We start from the raw sequence: 18,718 nt of genomic DNA, 5'->3' as shown, positions 1-18,718 counted from the left end.
AAACGCCTGCGGGCGTCAGGGATTCGGGTCGGTGCGCAGGCCGGGTAGAACGAAGCGGTCGAGGTGGCGGCGGACCTGTTCGGCGTCGTCGATGTCGACGGTCTCGCCCGGCGATGTACCGAGGCTGATCAGTACGCGCGCAACCCATTCGGCGACCTCGTGCAGGTCGTGTCCGGCGTGGATCTCCCCGCGCCGCGCGGCTGCCTCGACGTACGGGAACCAGAAGCCCGCGAGGTCGGGGACCAGTTTCACGACGCCGACGCCCGCGCATTCGGCGAACTCCGTCGGCTCGTCGGTGCGCAATCGCATGAGAAGGGTTCCGGGGTCGTCGTAGGCGCCGCGCCCGATCCGTACGCCGGCGGTCAGCTGTCCGGCAAGATCGCCGATGCCGTCGAGCGTCGCGCGTGCGTCGCGCCAGAACGACTCTGTCAGCCGCACGATGGTCGCGCCGATCATCGACGGTTTGTCGGGGTAGTGCCGGTACAACCATGCCCGGGAGACGCCGGCGGACTCGGCGACCTGCTGCATGGTCGTCGCCCGAATACCCTTTTCGGCCAGCAGCTTCTCGGTGGCGTCGAGCAACCGGTCGTGGACCGACGGGTTGGTTGTCTCGGTCACGGGGTCTCCTGCGTCGCTCGTCGCCTGGGGTCGTGCTCTGTCGTCAGCGCTCCGCCGAACACTAACAAGCCCGTAGACAGTTCGCGGAATCTGTGTACACGGCCGGGGCCATGGGTGTAGACACAAACCAGATTGTGTCTACAGATCTTGTTTGTCCAGAGGGGGCAGTGTGCCGTTACCAACCACCGCGATCATCGGAGCCGGGATCAGCGGCCTGACCGCCGGCAAGATGCTGACCGACTACGGCGTCCCGTACACCTGCTTCGAGAGCTCCGACCGCATCGGCGGCAACTGGGCTTTCGGAAACCCGAACGGCCACAGCAGCGCATACCGGTCGCTCCACATCGACACCTCCAAGCATCAGTTGTCCTTCCGGGACTTCCCGATGCCCGACGAGTACCCCGACTTTCCGCACCACACGCAGATCAAGGCCTATCTCGACTCCTACGCGGAGGCCTTCGACCTCACCTCCTCGATCGAGTTCACCAATGGCGTCGAGCACGCCCGTCGACTCGACGGCGGGGGCTGGGAGTTGGAGACCCAGCGCGGTGAACGACGCCGCTTCGATCTCCTCGTCGTCGCCAACGGGCACCACTGGGACCCGCGGTATCCGAACTTCCCGGGCAAGTTCGACGGCATCGAGATGCACGCCCACCACTACATCGATCCGCGGACCCCACATGACTTCATGGGCAAACGCATCCTGGTCGTCGGCCTGGGGAACAGCGCGGCCGACATCGCAGTCGAGTTGTCGTCGAAGGCTCTCGACAACAAGCTGACGCTGTCGACCCGCTCCGGTGCCTGGATCGTGCCGAAGTACTTCGGCGGCAAGCCCGCCGACAAGTACTACAGGACCTCACCGCACATCCCGATGGCCTGGCAGCGCAAGTTCGTGCAGATCATGCAGCCGGTGACCGCCGGCCGACCCGAGGACTACGGCCTGCCGACGCCGAATCACAAGTTCTTCGAGGCACATCCGACGCAGTCGGTGGAGCTGCCACTACGACTCGGATCGGGCGACGTCATCGCCAAGCCGAACGTCAGTCGCCTCGACGGGTCGACGGTGCACTTCGACGACGGCACCTCCGACGACTTCGACATCATCATCTATGCAACGGGATACAACATCACCTTCCCGTTCTTCGACCCGGACTTCATCTCCGCCCCCGGCAACCGCATCGACCTCTACAAGCGGATGTTCTATCCGGGTATCGACGACCTCGTCTTCGCCGGTTTCGCCCAGGCGGTCCCGACGCTCTTCCCGTTCGTCGAATGTCAGTCGCGCCTGATCGGCGCGTACGCGACCGGCCACTACCGGCCGCCGTCGGTGGCGGAGATGCGGGCCACGATCGCAGCGGACACGGAGTTCTTCACCGGTCACATGGTCCAGAGCGCCCGACACACGCAGCAGCTCGACCACTATCTGTACGAACACAACATGCGAACCAAGGAGATTCCCGACGGTCGACGCCGCGCGCAGGAGCAGGGTCCGATGACCTGGGCCGGCGTTGCTGAGTCCGTGTCCGTCGGCACGATCTCGGAAGCGGAGGCCACCGCATGACCACACCGTCCGGAGCTCAGACCGTTCGTTTCCCATCGTCCGGCATCGATTGCGATGCATGGTTCTTCACCGGATCGTCGGACTCGCCCTTCGAGGTCGACGGCAAACGTCCCGTCGTCGTGATGGCGCATGGTTTCGCGGGCACCAAGGATTCGGGTCTCGCGCCATTCGCGCAGCGCTTCGCGGAGGCCGGGCTCGCGGTCTTCGCCTTCGACTACCGCGGTTTCGGGTTGTCGGGAGGGCAACCGCGACAGCAGATCTCGCTCGAACGCCAGGCCGACGACTATCGCGCAGCGATCGTCGCGGCGAAGAAGCAGCCCGGCGTCGACCCGGATCGGGTCATCCTCTGGGGAGTCTCCCAGTCGGGCGGTCACGCACTGACGGTCTCCAGCGGCCGCGCCGACATCGCCGCGGTGATCTCGGTGATCCCACTGGTGAACGGCCTCGCCGCCGGTCGCGTGGCCTACGACCAGGTCGGGGGAGCGGCCATCGCGCGCTCGACGGCGTCGGCGGTGGCGAGCGCGGTTTCCTCGAAGCTGGGTCGCGGCCCGAAGATGATGCGGGTCGTCGGAGAGCCGGGCGATCGCGATGCGGCACTGACCGCACCGGGATTCCTGGAGAGCTACCTCGCGATCGCCGGACCGTCGTGGCGCAACGAGGTCGACGCGTCGGTCGGCCTGGAGATCGGCGGGTTCCGCGCGGACAAGCACGTCAGTGATATTCACGCTCCTGTGCTCGTGCAGATCGCCGACCACGATTCCGCTGCGCCGCCTCACGCGGCGGCCAAGACGGCCTTCAAGGCACGCGCCGAGGTGCGGCACTACCCATGCGATCACTTCGATGTCTTCGAGGGCAACGACTGGTTCGAACCGTGTGTCGGGCACGCGATCTCGTTCCTCACCCGCCACCTCGCCGACCAGACGGTGAGCGCCCGGTGAAGCGCGCCGTCGTCATCGGCGGGGCGTCGGGCATCGGGCTCGCGACGGTCGACGCCCTGACGGCCGAGGGCGTGGAGGTCGTCGTCGCCGACGTCGACGCCGACCGTGCGGAAACGATCGCCGCCGAGCGAGGCGACACCGTCCGCGCACTGCATCTCGACGTCACCGACGAGAACTCGGTGATCGCGGCGTTCGACGCGATCGGGGAGTTCGACACCGTGGTGAACTGTGCGGGACTGTCCGATCCCGGTGCGCTCACTGAACTCGAGCTCAGCGCCTGGCAACACACCGTGGATGTCTGCCTGACGGGCACGTTCCTGGTGATCAAGCACGCCGGTCGTCGCATCGCCGACGGCGGGTCGATCACCTGCATCGCCTCGCTCAACGGCCGTCAACCGGGTGCCGGGATGGGTTCGTACTGCGCGTCGAAGGCGGGTGTCCTGATGCTCGTCGAGGTCGCGGCTCTCGAATTGGCGGACCGTCGAATCCGGGTCAACGCCGTGTCGCCCGGGCTGGTGCAGACGCCGCTGACCGAGGGCATCGGATTCGTGCCGGGTCTCACCGACGAGTACATCGAGAACACCCCGCTCGGACGCAGCGGTGAACCGGCCGAGATCGCCGACACCATCGTCTTTCTCGCCTCCGACAAGGCTCGATGGATCACGGGCGCGGCCTTCGACGTGAACGGTGGGGCCCACCTCAAGCGGTATCCCGACGTCCTCGGGAAGGCGCGTGCGATGCTCGCCGGTTCGCTCCCTGAGTAGCGAGCGGGTGCGCGTTGTCCTGCTCCCTGAGTAGCGAGCCGGCGAGCGTTGTTCTGCTCCCTGAGTAGCGAGCGGGCGAGCGTATCGAAGGGACTAGCCCTTCAGCGGCGCCCCGATCTCGCCCGAGTCGCGGCGCAGCACGCGCAGTGAGCCCTCCGCCCGGACCTCGGTGAACTGGCCGGTCTCCAGTGCCTGGCAATAGATCTCGTAGGGCGGGCGTCCGCCGTCGGCGGGGTCGGGGAAGACGTCGTGGATCAGCAGGGCGCCGCCGATGCGGACCCACGGCGCCCAGCCGTCGAGATCGTTCTGGGCGGCTTCCATGCTGTGGCCGCCGTCGATGAAGACGAAGTCGGCCGGCTTGCCCCAGACCCGTGCGGCGACGGTCGACGGTGCGAGGAGTCCGACGACGGTCTTCTCCAGCCCGGCGTCGAACATGGTGCGGCGGAAGCGTGCCGAGGTGTCGAGCGTGCCGGTGTGCGGGTCGACCAGCGACTCGTCGTGGTACTCCCAGCCGGGCTGGTGCTCTTCGGAACCGCGGTGGTGGTCGACGGTGACGATGACGGCGTCGTTGGCCTCGGCGGCGGAACCCAGGAAGACCGTGGACTTTCCGCAGTAGGTGCCGATCTCCACGCCGACCTTCGTCGAATCCGGTTGGGACAGATACTCTCCGGCGATCTCGAACAACGTCTGTGCCTCGTCGAGCGGCATGAAGCCGGGTGTTTCGTCGGCGACTTTGCGGCGTTCGGGGGACGGTGCGTTCGGCGACGGCGCCGTGGACTGTGACATGGCACAGATCCTATCGGGTGTGTGAGCGGCGCCGCGTAGGGTGACCGGTATGAAAGCTCAGGTACTCAGTGCAGAGACAGGCCCTTCCGGACTCGAATTGACCGAGGTCCCCGATCCCACTCCCGCCGACGGCCAGGTCGTCGTCGACGTCAAGTCCTGCGGTGTGTGTTTCCCGGACCTCCTGATGAGCCAGGGGAAGTACCAGCTGCGCGTGCCCACCCCGTTCACCCCGGGTACCGAGGTCGCCGGCGTGGTGCGGTCGGCCCCCGAGGGTTCGTCGGTGAAGGTCGGGGACAAGGTCCTCGTCGCGTCGATCGTCGGCGGTTTCGCCGAGCAGGTCGCCGCCGCGCCGGAACAGCTGCTGCCGTTGCCCGACGGACTCAGCTTCGAGCAGGGTTCGGCGATGGGCATCAACTACCAGACCGCGCTGTTCGCGCTGAAGACCCGCGCGCACACCCAGCCCGGCGAGGTCGTCGGTGTGTTGGGCGCGGCGGGCGGCGTCGGCACCGCCTCGATCATGGTCGCGAAGGCCATGGGCGCCAAGGTCGTCGCCATCGTCCATCGCAAGGGGGCCGAGGAGTTGCTGCGCAGCGCGGGCGCCGACGCGATCGTGCAGCTCGAAGAGGGCTGGGGCGACAAGCTCCGGGAGGTCGCGCCCAAGGGCGTCGACGTCATGATCGACCCGTCCGGTGGTGAGGTCTTCGACGAGGCGCTGCGTCAGGTCGCGCCGGACGGCCGCTACGTCGTGATCGGCTTCGCCGCGGGCGGAATCCCGACGGTCAAGCTCAACCGCGTGCTCTTCCGCAACATCGCCGTAGTCGGTGCTGCGTGGGGCGAATACGTGCGCACCCACCCGGACCTCCCGGCGATCCTGCACCAGGAGCTGGCCCAGATGATCGCCGACGGTATGACCCCGCAGGTCAACGTCACCTACTCGCTGGATCAGCTGCCCGAGGCGTTGACCGATCTCGCCGAAGGGCGGATCCTGGGTAAGGCGGTCGTCAAGATCGGCGACTGAGGACATCGGCTCGGCCGGCGACGACCGCAGGAGAAACCACCTGCGAAGGGAACCGCCATGTGCCGCAACATCACCGAACTCCGCGGACTGGAACCGCCCGCCACGGCCGACGAGGTCGAGGCGGCCGCACGGCAATACGTCCGCAAGGTGAGCGGCGTGCGGCACCCGTCGCCGGCCAACGCCGAGGCCTTCGAGGCCGCCGTCACCGCCGTCACCGCGGCCACCCGCACCCTGCTCGACGCCCTGCCCGAGCGGCGCCAACCGCCGAAGACGGTGCCGCCGCTTCGACGCCCCGAGGTCCAGGCGCGGATCGCCGCGCGGGGCTAGCAGTCAGATGTCGCGATTCGTATCGGCCGTCGATACGAACCGCGACACCTGCGAATCGGGGCGGAGCGGGCAACGAAAGCATGTCCGCCGCCAGCCCTGGGGAGTACCTGGGTGCACCCGCGTTCTGGCCGGGTTAGGATCGCGAAGACATTTGTGCTGATCATGGCCATGCCGTGCGTGGCCATGCGGTTGGGTGGGGGAAATAGTGACACCGAAGCCTGTAGAGGTGAACACGGGCAGCCTTGCTGACACGGCGACACACCTGCATTCGTTGGGGGCGTCGATTCGGGGAATCGAAGCGCCGGCGTTTGGAGCGATCGGGAACTCATTGGCGGGTTTCGAGACCGCATCCGCCGCGGCCAGGGTCGACGGGTCGGTGAAGCAGGCTCTTACAACGATTGCAGGTCGACACGAGCAGTTTGGCGATGCGCTGGAGTCCGCTTCGATCGCGATGGTCAACGCGGACTATGTGGCCGCCCGACTACTAGAGGCGCTTGGCGACCTCAATCAGCGTCCTGAGTGATGGTGGCGAAGACGCGCAGTGTTGTCCGCGATGCACACCCCGAGATACTCGCTCATGCGGCGTCCGCACTGGTACCGGTGTCCTCCGCAATCGAGGGTAAAGCCGAGCAGCTGCATGCAAAGGTAACCGGCCTCGACTGGAAGGGGGCCGCTCGTGACGGGGCGTTGACCCGCGCGGACCGAGAAAAGACACAGATGACCCGCGCAGCGGACGCCGTCGACCAACTCGGCGAAGCGTTCAAGTCGGGTGGCAGCCGGATGGCTCCGATGGTCGCGAGCCTCAATACGTCGGCTACCAACCTCGAAAACGACCAGTTCTCAGTCTCGGAGGAGTGGACAGTCCGCGACTTGCGAGACTACGCATCAGAAGAGAAACGCAACGAGGGCGACCCCACAGCACTGTCGGCGATCGCCGAAGCCCGTCGAATTCGGGGCGAAGAAGCTACCAACGAGACCATTCGACTGCAAAGACTCGCCCAAGAGTTGCACACCGCTGACCTCGACACGAAGCGCGCGATCAGTGAAGCAGAAGAGCTCATCAGAACACTTACGCCCGTCACCGCGGGATTCAGTGTCCGCCAGTCAGAGATCGACCTGAAGGCACTCAGGGACGGCAAGCTGTCTCCCGCGGCCCGAGATCGACTGAGGCAAGCGACGTCGTTGAGTCCTGAGCAGCTCGAAGCGCTGAGTGATGGGCAAGCTACTGAGATCCCTCAGGGGCAGTACGACTACCTGAGCAGCATCATGAACGAGCTCAAGACGGCGAACATGGACGAGCTACTCAGTATCAATAACGCTGCGCCGGGGCTACTCGGAGATGCGTTCCGCATCATGTCGAATCCGAATTTGCATACGAACGCGGGTTCAACGGGCGGGCTCGACCGCCTACCTGACTCGGTTGTCTCGCTACTGCGCGACAACCCAATCGAGTACACGACCGCGGGTATATCGACGGGATTTCCGTACTCATTCGCTGGGGTCCCACGCCTGGATGATTTCAAAACTTTGAACACGATACTGAGTGACCGCACCGACCGTGGTCTACAACTCGGAACGGATGTCGATCGCGGGATGCTCAAACAGGCCTCTGAGATCGTAGGCGCTCTTCCGGACGACGAAGGCAAGCTCTTTGGCATGCGTGACGAGAACCAACGCGTCGAGGATGTTCGGAAGCTTGCGAGCTCAATGCTTACCAACTCGAGTCACGACCGGCAGGCGGTGACGGACTTTCTCACAGGGGAACGGATGGCCGCGACTGTTGCCGAGGGGCATAGGTACGACGCCGACGCGCACGTGTTGAACATCCTGTCTGAGCGGTGGTCTATCGACGGCGCGAAGATCGGTGAAGAGGGCGACTTGTCGGGCGGTAGAGATCTGTTCGATTGGATCGGAGCCGCGGCGCCTGCAGACGGGTTCGAGGGACAGCTTGGTGGCAAGGCAGCAAATGCATTGGCACGCGTCATAATTGACCACGAGAACGAACTCGACTCCTTGGTTGTCGAACGAGACTCCGCGGGGAACAACAAGTACGAGACATTCGGTGACCGGAATGCCCTGCTATCGCAAGTACTTGCCAAGAATCTGGCGCCGTACTTCGGTAACTTTGCCGGCGCTCCGGACGAGGTGTTGACCAACCACACGGCCGGTCAGCTTGAAGACACGGTCGAGTTCTCGAAGCTGATCGGGGTTCTGTCAACGGATCCTGGTGCCGGTCGAGTGGCGTTGAGTGCTGCGGTGCAGTGGGAGAACTTCCTTGCGCATGAGTACGGCAGCGACCCAGACAACGCGGAGTTGGCCACTGCAGCGGCGAAGATGCACAAATCCATGGATGACGGCCTTACCAATGCGTTGACAACCCTCGCCGACAACGACCAATGGGAGCGGGTGCGCGAGTACAACGAGAAGTCTTTTCTGATCGATTCAGCCGGTGGACTCTTGGCTGCCGGCGGCTTAAAAGTTCCTGGGCTTTCGGAGGTCGCAGGTTTGGCAGTACCACTCGTGAAGATGGATGAGGTCGCGTTGCCAACTGCCGATCCGCAAGATAACGAGGCTGCATGGAAGACAGAGCTTGGGGACCTTGGGACCAGCCTCGACAAACTGACGGCCGGGCAGGACCGGGTTGTTCATGTGACGTCCGGATACGTCGAGGACCGGCCAGATCTTTGGGGTAAGGCGTGGACTGCGCGCGACGGTTCTCAGATAACGTTCGTGAGGCCAGACGGTTCCCTTGACCTAGAAATAGTTCAGGCCAACGGCCGAGAATTCACGAGATTCTCGAAGGAGATCGGTGCGGAGAGTATTCGTTTCGAATACAACGAGCACTTCGGTGAATCACTCGAAGACCCGACGATCAACGATTCTGACCAGTCCATGGAGGTAGTAGATCGTGCGCCGCGCTGACGTTGCTGCGATAGTTGTTCTGTGTCTTGGGCTTGTGACTGCTTGCGGTGACATTGATCGGTCCCCGTCCTCGGGGTCTGCAGGCAGCACCACGTCGAGTTCAGTCCGAACGGCGTCCCCCTCGGAGGCCCGTGCAGCCGACCGTTTGCAGTGGAGAACCCGATGGCTTGAGAACGGTGCTGTCGACCTGTCATCCCCGACGGGAACGTTCATTCGTGGGGTAATCGAAGGAGAGACCCTTCTGCTCTTCGATTGGAATGTTGACGGTGAGTTTCCGGGCATCAAAGACGCGATCCCTGGGCGGAAGGATTGGATGCCCCCATTGGGAAGCAGCGACTACCAGACAGTGGATGAGATCCACAAGATAGCTGACGTTCGTGACATCGGCGACAATTCAGCTGTCGCGCTTGTCTGCACTTCCGGAAAGGTAAGCTCCGATCCAGCGAGTTTTCCGCCCTATTTCGATTCGAAAAATATCCCCGATGCCCACGACAGATTCGTGGCGGTCGACCGCTTGACGTTTCACCGGGAGGGCGAGTCTCCGCCGGAAAGTCGGCCCGGTCCCAAGCTGTTTCCCGGGTATGACGTATTCGGAGACTGGTGGATCTCGGAGTACAAGGATTCCTGGGCGCCGACGTCGGGTCAGGACGAGTGGGGGCGGGAACCGATGCCTGACCCGAGTATCTGCGGTGACATGGGCGACTTGACCGCTCCCGGGCCGTCCTATCCCGGGTGGTCGGGGAGCGAAGTTTGAATGTCAGCGCGCCGCGATAGATGAGAGTTGTCAGCGTGCCGAGTAAAACCCCAGCCACAGGTTTCGCTCGGTGGGGCTGCTTGATGGCTGAGCGACGGGCAATCCGACAACCCGGACAAACCCCAGTTCAGCGCGGTTAGAACCACCGGCGAGCGAAAAATTGGGACCTCGCGTGGCGCCGCAGATAGTCTCGGAGTGGTGTCCAACCACCGATCTCACCGCGCTCGAGCCGTACCGCGCGTGGTTCGTCTCCTAGCGCTCGCGCTGACGGCCGCCATCATCGGCCTTCTGTCCATCCTCGGCGGACCTGCGCCCCAGGCACAGGCCGCTCCCGACGACAGCTGTGCTCCGGCTGGTCTCGCATCCGCGTCGGCCGCTCCGGTCAACCTGGCCGCGGCGGAACAGGGCGGGGAGGACAAATACACCACCCCGAACACGACGCCGATCGATCAGCTCGACCTGAATGCGCTCGAGTTGCTCGCGCCGGGCAAGCTCTCCGTCGGCACGCTGTCCGACGCCGGACCCAGCATCTGCGTCAACAGCGCAGGTGACTTCACCGGCTTCGACAACGAGCTCCTGAAGGCCGTCGCCGCGAAACTGGGTCTGCAGGTCGAGTTCAACGGCACCGAGTTCGCCGGTCTGCTCTCGCAGGTCGCCAACAACCGGTTCGACGTCGGGTCGTCGTCGATCACCACCACCGACGACCGCCGCAAGACCGTCGATTTCACCAACGGCTACGACTTCGGCTACTTCTCGCTCGTCGCACCCACGAACGGTTCCGTCAAGAGCTTCGGTGACCTCTCGGAAGCCACCCGCATCGCGGTCGTGCAGGGCACCGTGCAGGACGACTACGTCATCAACACCCTCGGCCTGGACCCGGTCAAGTTCCCCGACTACGCGACGGCCTACGCCAACCTCAAGAGCGGTCAGGTCGACGCCTGGGTGGCGCCGTCACAGCAAGCCGAGGGAGCGGTCCGCGAGGGCGACAGCACTGCGATCGTCGAGAACACCTTCAGCGTCAACAACTTCATCGCGTGGGCGGTCGGTAAGAACAAGCCCAATCTCGTCGAGGCGCTGAACTCCGGACTCGACGCCATCATCGCCGACGGCACCTACGCCAAGCTGTACGAGGACTGGGTGCCGCGAGAACTGCCGGAGGGCTGGAAGCCGGGCAGCAAGGCCGCGCCGACACCCGAACTCTCCGACATCGCCGCCATCGCCGCGGAGAACGCCGAGAAGGCCGGCCCGGCCGAGACCACCAAGCCGAAGAGCACGCTCCAGCAGCTCGGCGACACCTTCTTCAACTGGGACCTGTACGGGAAGTCCTTCCCCGAACTGGTCAAGACCGGCCTGGTGAACACGCTGATCCTCTCGGTCGTGTCCGGTGTGCTCGGCACCATCCTGGGCATGATCCTGGCGATCTGCGGCATCTCCCGGTCGCGCTGGTTGCGCTGGCCCGCACGCGTGTACACCGACATCTTCCGCGGTCTGCCGGCCGTGGTCGTCATCCTCATCGTCGGCCTGGGCGTCGGCCCGGTGGTCAAGGGCATCACCGGCAACAACCCGTACTGGCTCGGAGCGGTGGCCCTGGCCCTGCTCGCGGCCGCCTACATCGGCGAGATCTTCCGATCCGGTATCCAGAGCGTCGACGACGGTCAACTCGAGGCGTCCCGTGCCATCGGCTTCAGCTACCGCCAGTCGATGCGGCTGGTCGTGGTGCCGCAGGGCGTCCGGAGGGTGCTGCCCGCGCTGATGAATCAGTTCATCAGCCTGATCAAGGACAGCTCCCTGGTCTACTTCCTCGGACTGCTGGCCAGCCAGCGAGAGCTCTTCGCCGTCGGCCGAGACCTCAACGCGCAGACCGGAAACCTGTCGCCGCTGGTCGCCGCGGGCATCATGTACCTCATCCTGACCATCCCGCTGACGCACCTGGTCAACTACATCGACCGTCGCCTCCGGACCGGCAGGCCCGTCGATGTCCACGATGACCCGTTGCCCGTCACCGCCGTCGAGAAGGGATAGGCCATGCCTGCCACCACCACACGAAAAGCGGTGTCACTGACCGGCACCGACCTACACCTGTCCTTCGGCAAGCATCATGTGCTGCGCGGCGTCGACATCCAGGTCGACGCCGGGACGACAACGACCGTCATCGGACCGTCGGGGTCGGGCAAGTCGACGCTCCTCCGGGTGCTCAACCGCCTACACGAGCCCGACAAGGGCGACATCCTGCTCGACGGCCGGTCCGTCCTGAAGGACAACCCCGATGAACTGCGCCGCCGAATCGGCATGGTCTTCCAGCACTTCAACCTCTTCCCGCACAAGACGGTCGCCGAGAACGTCGCCCTCGGGCCCCAGAAACTCAAGGGGCTCAGCAAGGAGGAGGCCCGCGAGGTCGCGCTCAAGCAGCTCGAGATCGTCGGCCTGACCCAGAAGGCCGACGTGCGGCCGGCGCGTCTGTCCGGCGGTCAGCAGCAGCGCGTGGCCATCGCCCGGGCGCTCGCGATGACGCCGGAGGTCATGTTCTTCGACGAGGCGACCTCGGCCCTCGATCCCGAGCTCGTCAAGGGCGTGCTGGCGCTGATGGCCGACCTCGCGTCCGAGGGGATGACCATGGTCGTCGTCACCCACGAGATGGGCTTCGCCCGCACCGTGAGTGACAACGTGCTGTTCATGGACCACGGCGCCGTGGTGGAAACGGGCGACCCCGCGCACGTCTTCGACGACGCGAAGTCGGACCGCCTGCGCACCTTCCTGTCTCAGGTGCTCTGAGACCTCACATCCACTGGACGAGTTCGTCGGACCGTTCCGGGTGACGTTCCCGGAACCGTTCGACGACCTCGCTGATGTGCTCGAGCATCAGTGTCTCGGCCTTGCGCGGGCGGCCTGCGATGATCGCCCTGGCGATGTCGGCGTGGTCGTGTCGCATCGCGTCGTCCCCGGCGGCGGTGTCGCGGCCGGCTGCGAGGACGTGCTCGACGACGATGTGGTTGATGGTCTGGGTCAGCAGGGTGAGAACCCGGTTGCCGCTGAGTTCGGCGATGACGGCGTGAAAGTTGGTGAGCTCGCCGAGGATCTCGCTGTCCCGGTGTGCTTCGACGTCGTGGTCGAGGAACCGCGCGAAGGCGGCCTCCTTCGTCTTGCGGTCCTCGATCCGGGCCACCTTGGCCGCCAGCTGCGGTTCCAGGAGTTTCCAGGTGTCGAAGACCTCGTCGTAGGTCGCACCGGCGAGGTGGAAGTAGAGCGTCGCGGTCCGGGCGAGGTACGACGCGTTGAGCGCGCTCACGAACGGGCCGCCACCCGGACCGCGCTTCAACGTGATCAGGCCCTGGACCTCGAGGATGCGCAGCGCCTCGCGCAGGCTCTCCCGGCTGACCGAGTAGTTGGCGAGCATGTCGCTCTCGGCGGGGAGTCGGTCGCCGCGTCGTAGGCCGAGGCTGACGATGTCGGAGACGATGGCCGCAGCGGTGGTCTCCGACGCCTTCGGGGCACGGGTGGTCTCGCCGGCTTTCGCCGACGAATGGATGTCGCCCGGCCGGTAGATGATCGGCAGGCCCGCGCGGACGATTTCGCGTGTCATCATCGACCTCTTCAGATTCGGTGAAACTGGCACGGAGCCGCTGGCTGGAATCCGATCGGTTGCACTCTACGTGGTCGCGGGACGAGACCGGGATAAATCGTATGAGTGGATGAAACCCCCGCACCGTTCTAGCACGCACCTGTCATCCGTGCAGAGGACGTGGGAGCCGGCGGTTCACTGCTCCTCGAGGCGGAACAACCGAGCGGCGTTGCGGTAGAACACATTGCGCAGCCAGTCATCGCCCATGCCGAGGCCGGTGATCACCTCGAGCGCATGTGTGTAGCCGTACGGGATGTTGGGGAAGTCGCTGCCGAACAGGATCTTGTCCCCGGCGTCGGCGAGACGTGAGCGCAGGGTGTCGGGGAACGGGGCGTTCTCCTCGGCGAAGTCGGTGAACGCCATCGTGGTGTCGAGATGGACGTTCGGGTACTCGAGCGCGAAGTCGAGGAACGGCTCGTATTCGGGCATGCCCATGTGCGCGATGATCAGCGGCAGCGACGGGAACCGGTGCAACAGAGCGCGAATGGGTTCCGGGCCGGTGTGGTGCCCGGGTGCGGGGCCCGAACCGCAGTGGATGATCACCGGTACCTGCGCGTCGGCGATCTGCGACCACACGCCGTCGAGCAGCGAGTCCATCGGGGAGTAGCCGCCGACCTGGATGTGGGACTTGAACACACGCGCGCCGGCCTGGATCGCGCGGGAGACGTATGCGGCGGCCGATTCCTCCGGATAGAAGGTCGCGGTGTGCAGACAGTCCTCGTGATGGGCGGCGAAATCATTCGCCCAGCCGTTGAGCCACTCCGCCATGTCGGGCTTGTGGGGGTAGACCAGCGACGAATAGGCGCGGACCCCGAAATCGCGCAGGGTCGACACCCGGACGTCCTCGTCGGCGCGGTAGGTGATCGGCCACTCGCGTCCGACGAGCGGACCCGCGGAATCGAAGTAGGCCCACACCTTGTCCATCACCGGACGCGGCATGAAATGCGTGTGGACGTCGACGATGCCCGGTAGATCGAGGTCCTGCCAGACCGCGCGAACGCGCTCCGCCTCGTGGGAACTGAACGGCACTGGGGACTCTGGAACGGCACTGTTCACCTGTACGACGGTACGCCCGACGCCCGGCCCGGGACACGGAGGCCGGTCAGCCGACGGCCGGGGCGATCAGCACCTTCCGGTGGTCGTTGGGCGCGGACAGTTCGGCGAAGACGCGGTTCACGGCGTCGAGCCCGACGATCTGGCTGACCAGCGTCGACGAGCCGACCGCGCCGCGGTTCAGTTCGGCAGCAGCGGTGCCGAACTCGGCCTTCGTGTAGTACGAGACGAAGTCCATCGAGGCCTCTTTGACGATGCCGGCGACGGGCATGAAGTGGTCGTCGTGCAGGCACACGCCGGCGACGACGATGCGCCCGTGGGTGCGCACCGCATCGAGCGCCGCGGCGATCATCCCCGGTTTGCCGACACACTCGATCACGACGTCGAAGCCGTCCCGGATCTGCGCGGTCACCGATTCCGGTGTGTGCACCTCGGATGCGCCGACGTCGAGTGCCGCGGCGCGACGACCGGGGGAGGGGTCGGAACAGGTCACCTCGCCGGCGACACTGCGCGACAACCAGTGCAGCACAGCCGTTCCCACCGGCCCGGCGCCGAGCACGAGGACGCGGTCGCCGGGTTCGACCGCGGCGCGCGTCACGGCGTGCAGGCCGACCGCGAGGGGTTCGACCAGTGCACCCTCGGCCGGGTCGATGCCGTCGACGAGCACGCTCTCGGCGGCACCGACGACGACGTATTCGGCCAACGCGCCCGGCAGCACGCCCAGTCCCAGCGTGCGCGCGGCCGGGCACCGGGCGATGTCGCCGGTCAGGCAGGCGCGACACCGGTGGCAGCCGCGGACGGGCATCGACGCGACCTGGTCACCGATGCGGAACCCCGGCGCGACGTCGGGAACATCCAGACCGATCGCGACGACCTCGCCGGCGAACTCGTGACCCATCACGGTGCCGGCGGGCAGGAACGGTGCGGTCGACAGGTCCGAGCCGCAGATGCCGTTCGCGGCGACCCGGAGCACGAGCTCACCGGGGCCGGGTGTCGGATCGGGGAGTTCGACGACCTCGAATCCGTCCGCCGAGGTCACTGCAGCCCTCATGACTCAGCCCGCCGACCAGCGCACCCGCGGGGTGTCGACCGCCGATCGCGGCACGATGAAGACGCCCTCGGCTTCGCAGGTCACGCCCTCGGCGTCGGAGATGGTGCCGCGTGCGATCCGCTTGCGGCCGGTCTCCTCGGTGACCCAGGCCCGCGCGGTCAGCGCGCCCAGGCGCGTCGGACGGAGGTAGCGGATGGTGATGGTCCCGGTGTAGCAGGCGCTCTCGTAGCTGGCGGCGTTGCCGAGGAGATGGTCGAGGAGCATCGCGCACACCCCGCCGTGCACACATCCCGGTGGCCCCTCGTAGGCCGCGCCCAGGGTGAAGTCGCAGCGCACCCCGTCGTCGACATGCTCGACATTCAGCGGCGGCGCAAGGGCGTTGCGTACCCCGATCACAGCATTGCCCCAGGCCATCCCGGTGTTCTCGCGCGTGTGCCGGACCCCGTACGGCCCGTCCATCTGCTCCGACCGCAGGTCGGCGACGATCTCGGCGATCCGCCGCTGGGCGTCGGCGAGGGCGTCCTCGCCGACCTCGGTCCTGATCACCGCGTCGACCAGGTCGCGGACGGTGTCGGTCAGGGGCGTGTAGACCCCGCGACGGCGCTCGACCTCGGCTTCGGTGATGTCCTCGAGGATGAACTGCATATGGCTACCCATCAGTAGGTGTGGCATAGGTAACGCCGAGTGGCGACTCCCACTAGAACGTGTTCTAATTCAACACTAGAACGTGTTCTAGTTTTCCGCTTTCGTGGACATCGACCACCAGGTCATCCAGCCCGTGGGTGACATCCCGGGGCGGTGATCCCCAACCCGGAAACGCAACCACAGGAGTTACGACGATGAGTGCCGGCACCTTCGACCTCACCGCCCGCGACGAGACATGGGTCAAACGGGTCCTGCCCGTCCTGAAGCTCGTGGCCAAGAAGTACTTCCGCTCGGAGGTCCGGGGCATGGACAAGGTCCCCGACGGGGGCGTCCTGCTGGTCTCGAACCACTCGGGTGGCCTGATGGCCTTCGACGTCCCGGTGATCAGCGTGGCCTTCGCCGACGAGTTCGGTGCCGACCGCCCGCTCTACACGCTGGCCCACGACCTGATCTTCACCGGCGCGGGCAAGGACGTCTTCGGGAAGTTCGGCTTTCTTCCGGCCCATCCGAAGAACGCCGTCGCCGCGCTCAAGGCGGGCGCCGCGACCATCGTGTTCCCCGGCGGCGAGTGGGAGGTGCTGCGTCCCACCAGCGAGTCGGCGACCATCGACTTCCACGGCCGCACCGGCTACATCCGCACGGCCCTCGAGGCGGGTGTCCCGATCGTCCCCATCGTCACCATCGGCGGCCAGGAGACCCAGCTCTTCCTCAACCGCGGTGACAGCCTCGCCAAGCTGCTCAAGCTGGACAAGTTGCTGCGCATCGACAGCGCGCCGTTCGCCTTCGGCTTCCCGTTCGGCCTCACCGCCCATTTCCCGCCCAACATCCCGTTGCCCTCGAAGCTCGTCACCGAGGTGCTCGACCCCATCGACATCACCGCCGAGTTCGGAACGAATCCCGACCACGACGAGGTGGACCAGATGATCCGCAAGCGCATGCAGCACGCCCTCGACGGGCTTGCCCGCGAGCGCCGGTTCCCGGTTCTCGGCTGACCACGAAAGGAGATCGACGATGATCACGCGCCTTCGCGATCGCATCACCACCTACACGTGGCTCGTACGCACCCTCATCCGCAGTGGCTTCCTCGGCACACTGCGACTCGACCGGTACATCCGCATGGGGCTCAACCTGCGTCGCCACGGCGGTGCGTCCCCGGTCAGCGGCATCGGCCTGGCCGCAGCCCGCGCCCCGAAGGGGCTCGCCCTCGTCGACGAGGCCGGCGAACTCACCTGGGGAGAACTCGACGCGCGTTGTGACGCACTGGCCGTCGGACTGCGTGAGCTTCCCGACACGGCGGTGAACACCGTCGCCATCCTCTGCCGCAACCACCGCGGGCTCATCGAGGCCCTTGCCGCGACATCGCGTCTGGGCGCCGACGCGGTGCTGCTCAACACCGGGTTCGCCGGGCCGCAGCTCGCCGACGTCCTCGAACGCGAGGGCGCCGACGTCCTGATCGCCGACGATGAGTTCGACGCGGTCATCGCCCCTGCGGCAGAACGGATTCCGAAGATCCGTCGCATCCACGCCTGGACCGAGACCGGCCCGGTGGCCGGGGACACGACCGACTCGCTCATCGCGGCGAACCTCGGTCGACGCCCCGCGCGCCCCGAACGTGCAGGCCGCATCGTGCTGCTGACCTCGGGCACCACCGGCACCCCGAAGGGTGCGCGGCGGGGTGGCAGCACCGACATCGCGTCGCTGGCCGCCATGCTCGACCGCATCCCCTGGCGCGCAGGTGAGTCCACGGTCATCGCCGCACCGATCTTCCACGCCTGGGGATTCGGGCAGGTGGCGATCTCGGCGACGATGACGTGCACGATGATCATGCGTCGGCGCTTCGACCCCGAGGCCACACTGGACCTCGTCCGCGACCACGAGGCGACCGGGCTCGCCGTCGTGCCGGTGATGCTCGAACGCATCATGGACCTGCCCGACGACGTTCTCGACGCCCACCCGGTGCCGAGTCTTCGCTTCGCGACGGCCAGCGGTTCGCGGATGCGGACCGACGCCCTGATCGCGTTCCTCGACCGCTTCGGCGACGTCGTCTACAACAGCTACAACGCCACCGAGGCCGGCCTGATCAGCACCGCCACCCCGGAGGACCTGCGCATCGCGCCGGACACCGCGGGTCGCCCGCTGACGGGCACCAGCGTCCGCATCCTCGACGACGACGATCGGGGGCTGCCGACCGGCGAGATCGGTCGCATCGTGGTCGCCAACAACTCCGGGTTCGACGGTTACACCACCGCCGACACCAAGGCGTTCAGCGACGGGCACATGGTGTCCGGTGACGTCGGACGGATCGACGAGAACGGCCGGCTGTTCGTCGTGGGCCGCGACGACGAGATGATCGTGTCCGGCGGCGAGAACGTCTACCCGCTCGAGGTCGAGCAGGTCATCGGCGCGCTCGACGAGGTCCACGAGGTCGCGGTGATCGGCGTCGACGACGAGAAGTTCGGCCAGCGCCTGGCCGCCTACGTGGTGCGCGCCCCGCAGACCCTCATCGGTGCCGACCAGATCCGACAGCACGTCAAGGAACAGCTGGCCGGGTTCAAGGTCCCCCGCGACGTCCACTTCCTCGACGAGCTGCCCCGCAACGCCACCGGCAAGATCCTCAAGCGTGATCTGCTCTCCGCCGTCCCGGAACGAAAGGTGAGCTGAA

Annotated in this window: 17 protein-coding genes; 11 read left to right on the top strand and 6 right to left on the bottom strand. The window is 66.0% G+C overall.

Going from position 1 to position 18,718, the window contains the following annotated elements; genetic code table 11:
- Nucleotides 1-15: 15 nt before the first annotated feature.
- The gene (locus OK17_RS04465; RefSeq protein WP_232718233.1) at nucleotides 16-618 is read right to left on the bottom strand and encodes a TetR/AcrR family transcriptional regulator; all 603 of its coding nucleotides are present in this window, start codon (nucleotides 616-618) and stop codon (nucleotides 16-18) included.
- Nucleotides 619-787: 169 nt separating this feature from the next.
- On the opposite strand from OK17_RS04465, the gene OK17_RS04460 reads away from it, so the two are divergent.
- Genes OK17_RS04460 through OK17_RS04450 form a run of 3 tightly spaced genes read left to right on the top strand, consistent with a single transcriptional unit; the run spans nucleotide 788 to nucleotide 3,881 of the window.
- A complete protein-coding gene (locus OK17_RS04460; protein WP_232718234.1) occupies nucleotides 788-2,179 on the top strand; it encodes a flavin-containing monooxygenase in 1,392 nt (463 codons plus the stop codon).
- Nucleotides 2,176-3,117, top strand: coding sequence for an alpha/beta hydrolase (locus OK17_RS04455; protein WP_232718235.1), 942 nt, complete (start codon nucleotides 2,176-2,178; stop codon nucleotides 3,115-3,117). The genes OK17_RS04460 and OK17_RS04455 overlap by 4 nt, the downstream gene beginning before the upstream one ends.
- On the top strand, nucleotides 3,114-3,881 hold the full coding sequence (locus OK17_RS04450; RefSeq protein WP_461416784.1) for an SDR family NAD(P)-dependent oxidoreductase: 768 nt from the start codon (nucleotides 3,114-3,116) through the stop codon (nucleotides 3,879-3,881). Before OK17_RS04455 ends, OK17_RS04450 begins: the two co-directional genes overlap by 4 nt.
- 93 nt (nucleotides 3,882-3,974) lie before the next feature.
- On the opposite strand, the gene OK17_RS04445 is transcribed toward OK17_RS04450, so the two are convergent.
- A complete protein-coding gene (locus tag OK17_RS04445; RefSeq protein WP_232718237.1) occupies nucleotides 3,975-4,667 on the bottom strand; it encodes a class I SAM-dependent methyltransferase in 693 nt (230 codons plus the stop codon).
- 49 nt (nucleotides 4,668-4,716) lie between these two features.
- Here OK17_RS04445 and OK17_RS04440 point away from each other — a divergent pair, with 49 nt between their 5' ends.
- The 6 genes from OK17_RS04440 to OK17_RS04415 all read left to right on the top strand — a co-directional run bounded on the left by OK17_RS04440 (nucleotide 4,717) and on the right by OK17_RS04415 (nucleotide 12,460).
- Nucleotides 4,717-5,685, top strand: a complete 969-nt coding sequence (locus tag OK17_RS04440) for an NADPH:quinone oxidoreductase family protein (protein ID WP_461416783.1) — start codon at nucleotides 4,717-4,719, stop codon at nucleotides 5,683-5,685.
- 57 nt (nucleotides 5,686-5,742) lie between these two features.
- Nucleotides 5,743-6,012, top strand: a complete 270-nt coding sequence (locus OK17_RS04435; RefSeq protein ID WP_005201435.1) for a DUF2277 domain-containing protein — start codon at nucleotides 5,743-5,745, stop codon at nucleotides 6,010-6,012.
- A gap of 226 nt (nucleotides 6,013-6,238) precedes the next feature.
- The gene (locus OK17_RS04430; RefSeq protein ID WP_461416781.1) at nucleotides 6,239-6,535 is read left to right on the top strand and encodes a hypothetical protein; all 297 of its coding nucleotides are present in this window, start codon (nucleotides 6,239-6,241) and stop codon (nucleotides 6,533-6,535) included.
- Complete coding sequence (locus OK17_RS04425; protein WP_461416780.1) at nucleotides 6,535-8,934, top strand: TPR repeat region-containing protein; 2,400 nt, start codon at nucleotides 6,535-6,537, stop codon at nucleotides 8,932-8,934. Before OK17_RS04430 ends, OK17_RS04425 begins: the two co-directional genes overlap by 1 nt.
- Before the next feature lie 994 nt (nucleotides 8,935-9,928).
- Nucleotides 9,929-11,710, top strand: coding sequence for an ABC transporter substrate-binding protein/permease (locus tag OK17_RS04420; RefSeq protein ID WP_461416779.1), 1,782 nt, complete (start codon nucleotides 9,929-9,931; stop codon nucleotides 11,708-11,710).
- Between the two features lie 3 nt (nucleotides 11,711-11,713).
- A complete protein-coding gene (locus tag OK17_RS04415; protein WP_461416778.1) occupies nucleotides 11,714-12,460 on the top strand; it encodes an amino acid ABC transporter ATP-binding protein in 747 nt (248 codons plus the stop codon).
- Nucleotides 12,461-12,464: 4 nt separating this feature from the next.
- Here OK17_RS04415 and OK17_RS04410 read toward each other — a convergent pair whose 3' ends face one another.
- The 4 genes from OK17_RS04410 to OK17_RS04395 all read right to left on the bottom strand — a co-directional run bounded on the left by OK17_RS04410 (nucleotide 12,465) and on the right by OK17_RS04395 (nucleotide 16,056).
- Nucleotides 12,465-13,268, bottom strand: coding sequence for a FadR/GntR family transcriptional regulator (locus tag OK17_RS04410; protein ID WP_461416797.1), 804 nt, complete (start codon nucleotides 13,266-13,268; stop codon nucleotides 12,465-12,467).
- A 174-nt stretch (nucleotides 13,269-13,442) separates the two neighbouring features.
- Nucleotides 13,443-14,363 carry an amidohydrolase family protein gene (locus OK17_RS04405; protein WP_461416777.1) on the bottom strand — a complete coding sequence of 307 codons (921 nt, stop codon included), beginning with the start codon at nucleotides 14,361-14,363 and terminating at the stop codon, nucleotides 13,443-13,445.
- Between the two features lie 46 nt (nucleotides 14,364-14,409).
- Nucleotides 14,410-15,411, bottom strand: coding sequence for an alcohol dehydrogenase catalytic domain-containing protein (locus OK17_RS04400; protein ID WP_232718246.1), 1,002 nt, complete (start codon nucleotides 15,409-15,411; stop codon nucleotides 14,410-14,412).
- A 3-nt stretch (nucleotides 15,412-15,414) separates the two neighbouring features.
- A complete protein-coding gene (locus OK17_RS04395; protein WP_232718247.1) occupies nucleotides 15,415-16,056 on the bottom strand; it encodes a PaaI family thioesterase in 642 nt (213 codons plus the stop codon).
- A 194-nt stretch (nucleotides 16,057-16,250) separates the two neighbouring features.
- On the opposite strand from OK17_RS04395, the gene OK17_RS04390 reads away from it, so the two are divergent.
- Together OK17_RS04390 and OK17_RS04385 are read left to right on the top strand one after the other, a co-directional pair.
- Nucleotides 16,251-17,048 (top strand): 1-acyl-sn-glycerol-3-phosphate acyltransferase, encoded by a 798-nt coding sequence (locus OK17_RS04390; protein ID WP_232718248.1) that lies wholly within the window; start codon nucleotides 16,251-16,253, stop codon nucleotides 17,046-17,048.
- Between the two features lie 19 nt (nucleotides 17,049-17,067).
- The gene (locus OK17_RS04385) at nucleotides 17,068-18,717 is read left to right on the top strand and encodes an AMP-binding protein (RefSeq protein ID WP_461416776.1); all 1,650 of its coding nucleotides are present in this window, start codon (nucleotides 17,068-17,070) and stop codon (nucleotides 18,715-18,717) included.
- Nucleotide 18,718: the final 1 nt, after the last annotated feature.

The organism is Gordonia sp. GN26 (assembly GCF_054823965.1).
This window is presented reverse-complemented; position numbering and strand designations above follow the sequence as displayed.

Coding starts and splice junctions, on each gene's coding strand:
- OK17_RS04455 (WP_232718235.1), top strand. CDS start 2,176: ATGACCACACCGTCCGGAGCTCAGACCGTTCGTTTCCCATCGTCCGGC.
- OK17_RS04445 (WP_232718237.1), bottom strand. CDS start 4,667: ATGTCACAGTCCACGGCGCCGTCGCCGAACGCACCGTCCCCCGAACGC.
- OK17_RS04440 (WP_461416783.1), top strand. CDS start 4,717: ATGAAAGCTCAGGTACTCAGTGCAGAGACAGGCCCTTCCGGACTCGAA.
- OK17_RS04435 (WP_005201435.1), top strand. CDS start 5,743: ATGTGCCGCAACATCACCGAACTCCGCGGACTGGAACCGCCCGCCACG.
- OK17_RS04425 (WP_461416780.1), top strand. CDS start 6,535: ATGGTGGCGAAGACGCGCAGTGTTGTCCGCGATGCACACCCCGAGATA.
- OK17_RS04415 (WP_461416778.1), top strand. CDS start 11,714: ATGCCTGCCACCACCACACGAAAAGCGGTGTCACTGACCGGCACCGAC.
- OK17_RS04410 (WP_461416797.1), bottom strand. CDS start 13,268: ATGACACGCGAAATCGTCCGCGCGGGCCTGCCGATCATCTACCGGCCG.
- OK17_RS04400 (WP_232718246.1), bottom strand. CDS start 15,411: ATGAGGGCTGCAGTGACCTCGGCGGACGGATTCGAGGTCGTCGAACTC.
- OK17_RS04395 (WP_232718247.1), bottom strand. CDS start 16,056: ATGCAGTTCATCCTCGAGGACATCACCGAAGCCGAGGTCGAGCGCCGT.
- OK17_RS04390 (WP_232718248.1), top strand. CDS start 16,251: ATGAGTGCCGGCACCTTCGACCTCACCGCCCGCGACGAGACATGGGTC.
- OK17_RS04385 (WP_461416776.1), top strand. CDS start 17,068: ATGATCACGCGCCTTCGCGATCGCATCACCACCTACACGTGGCTCGTA.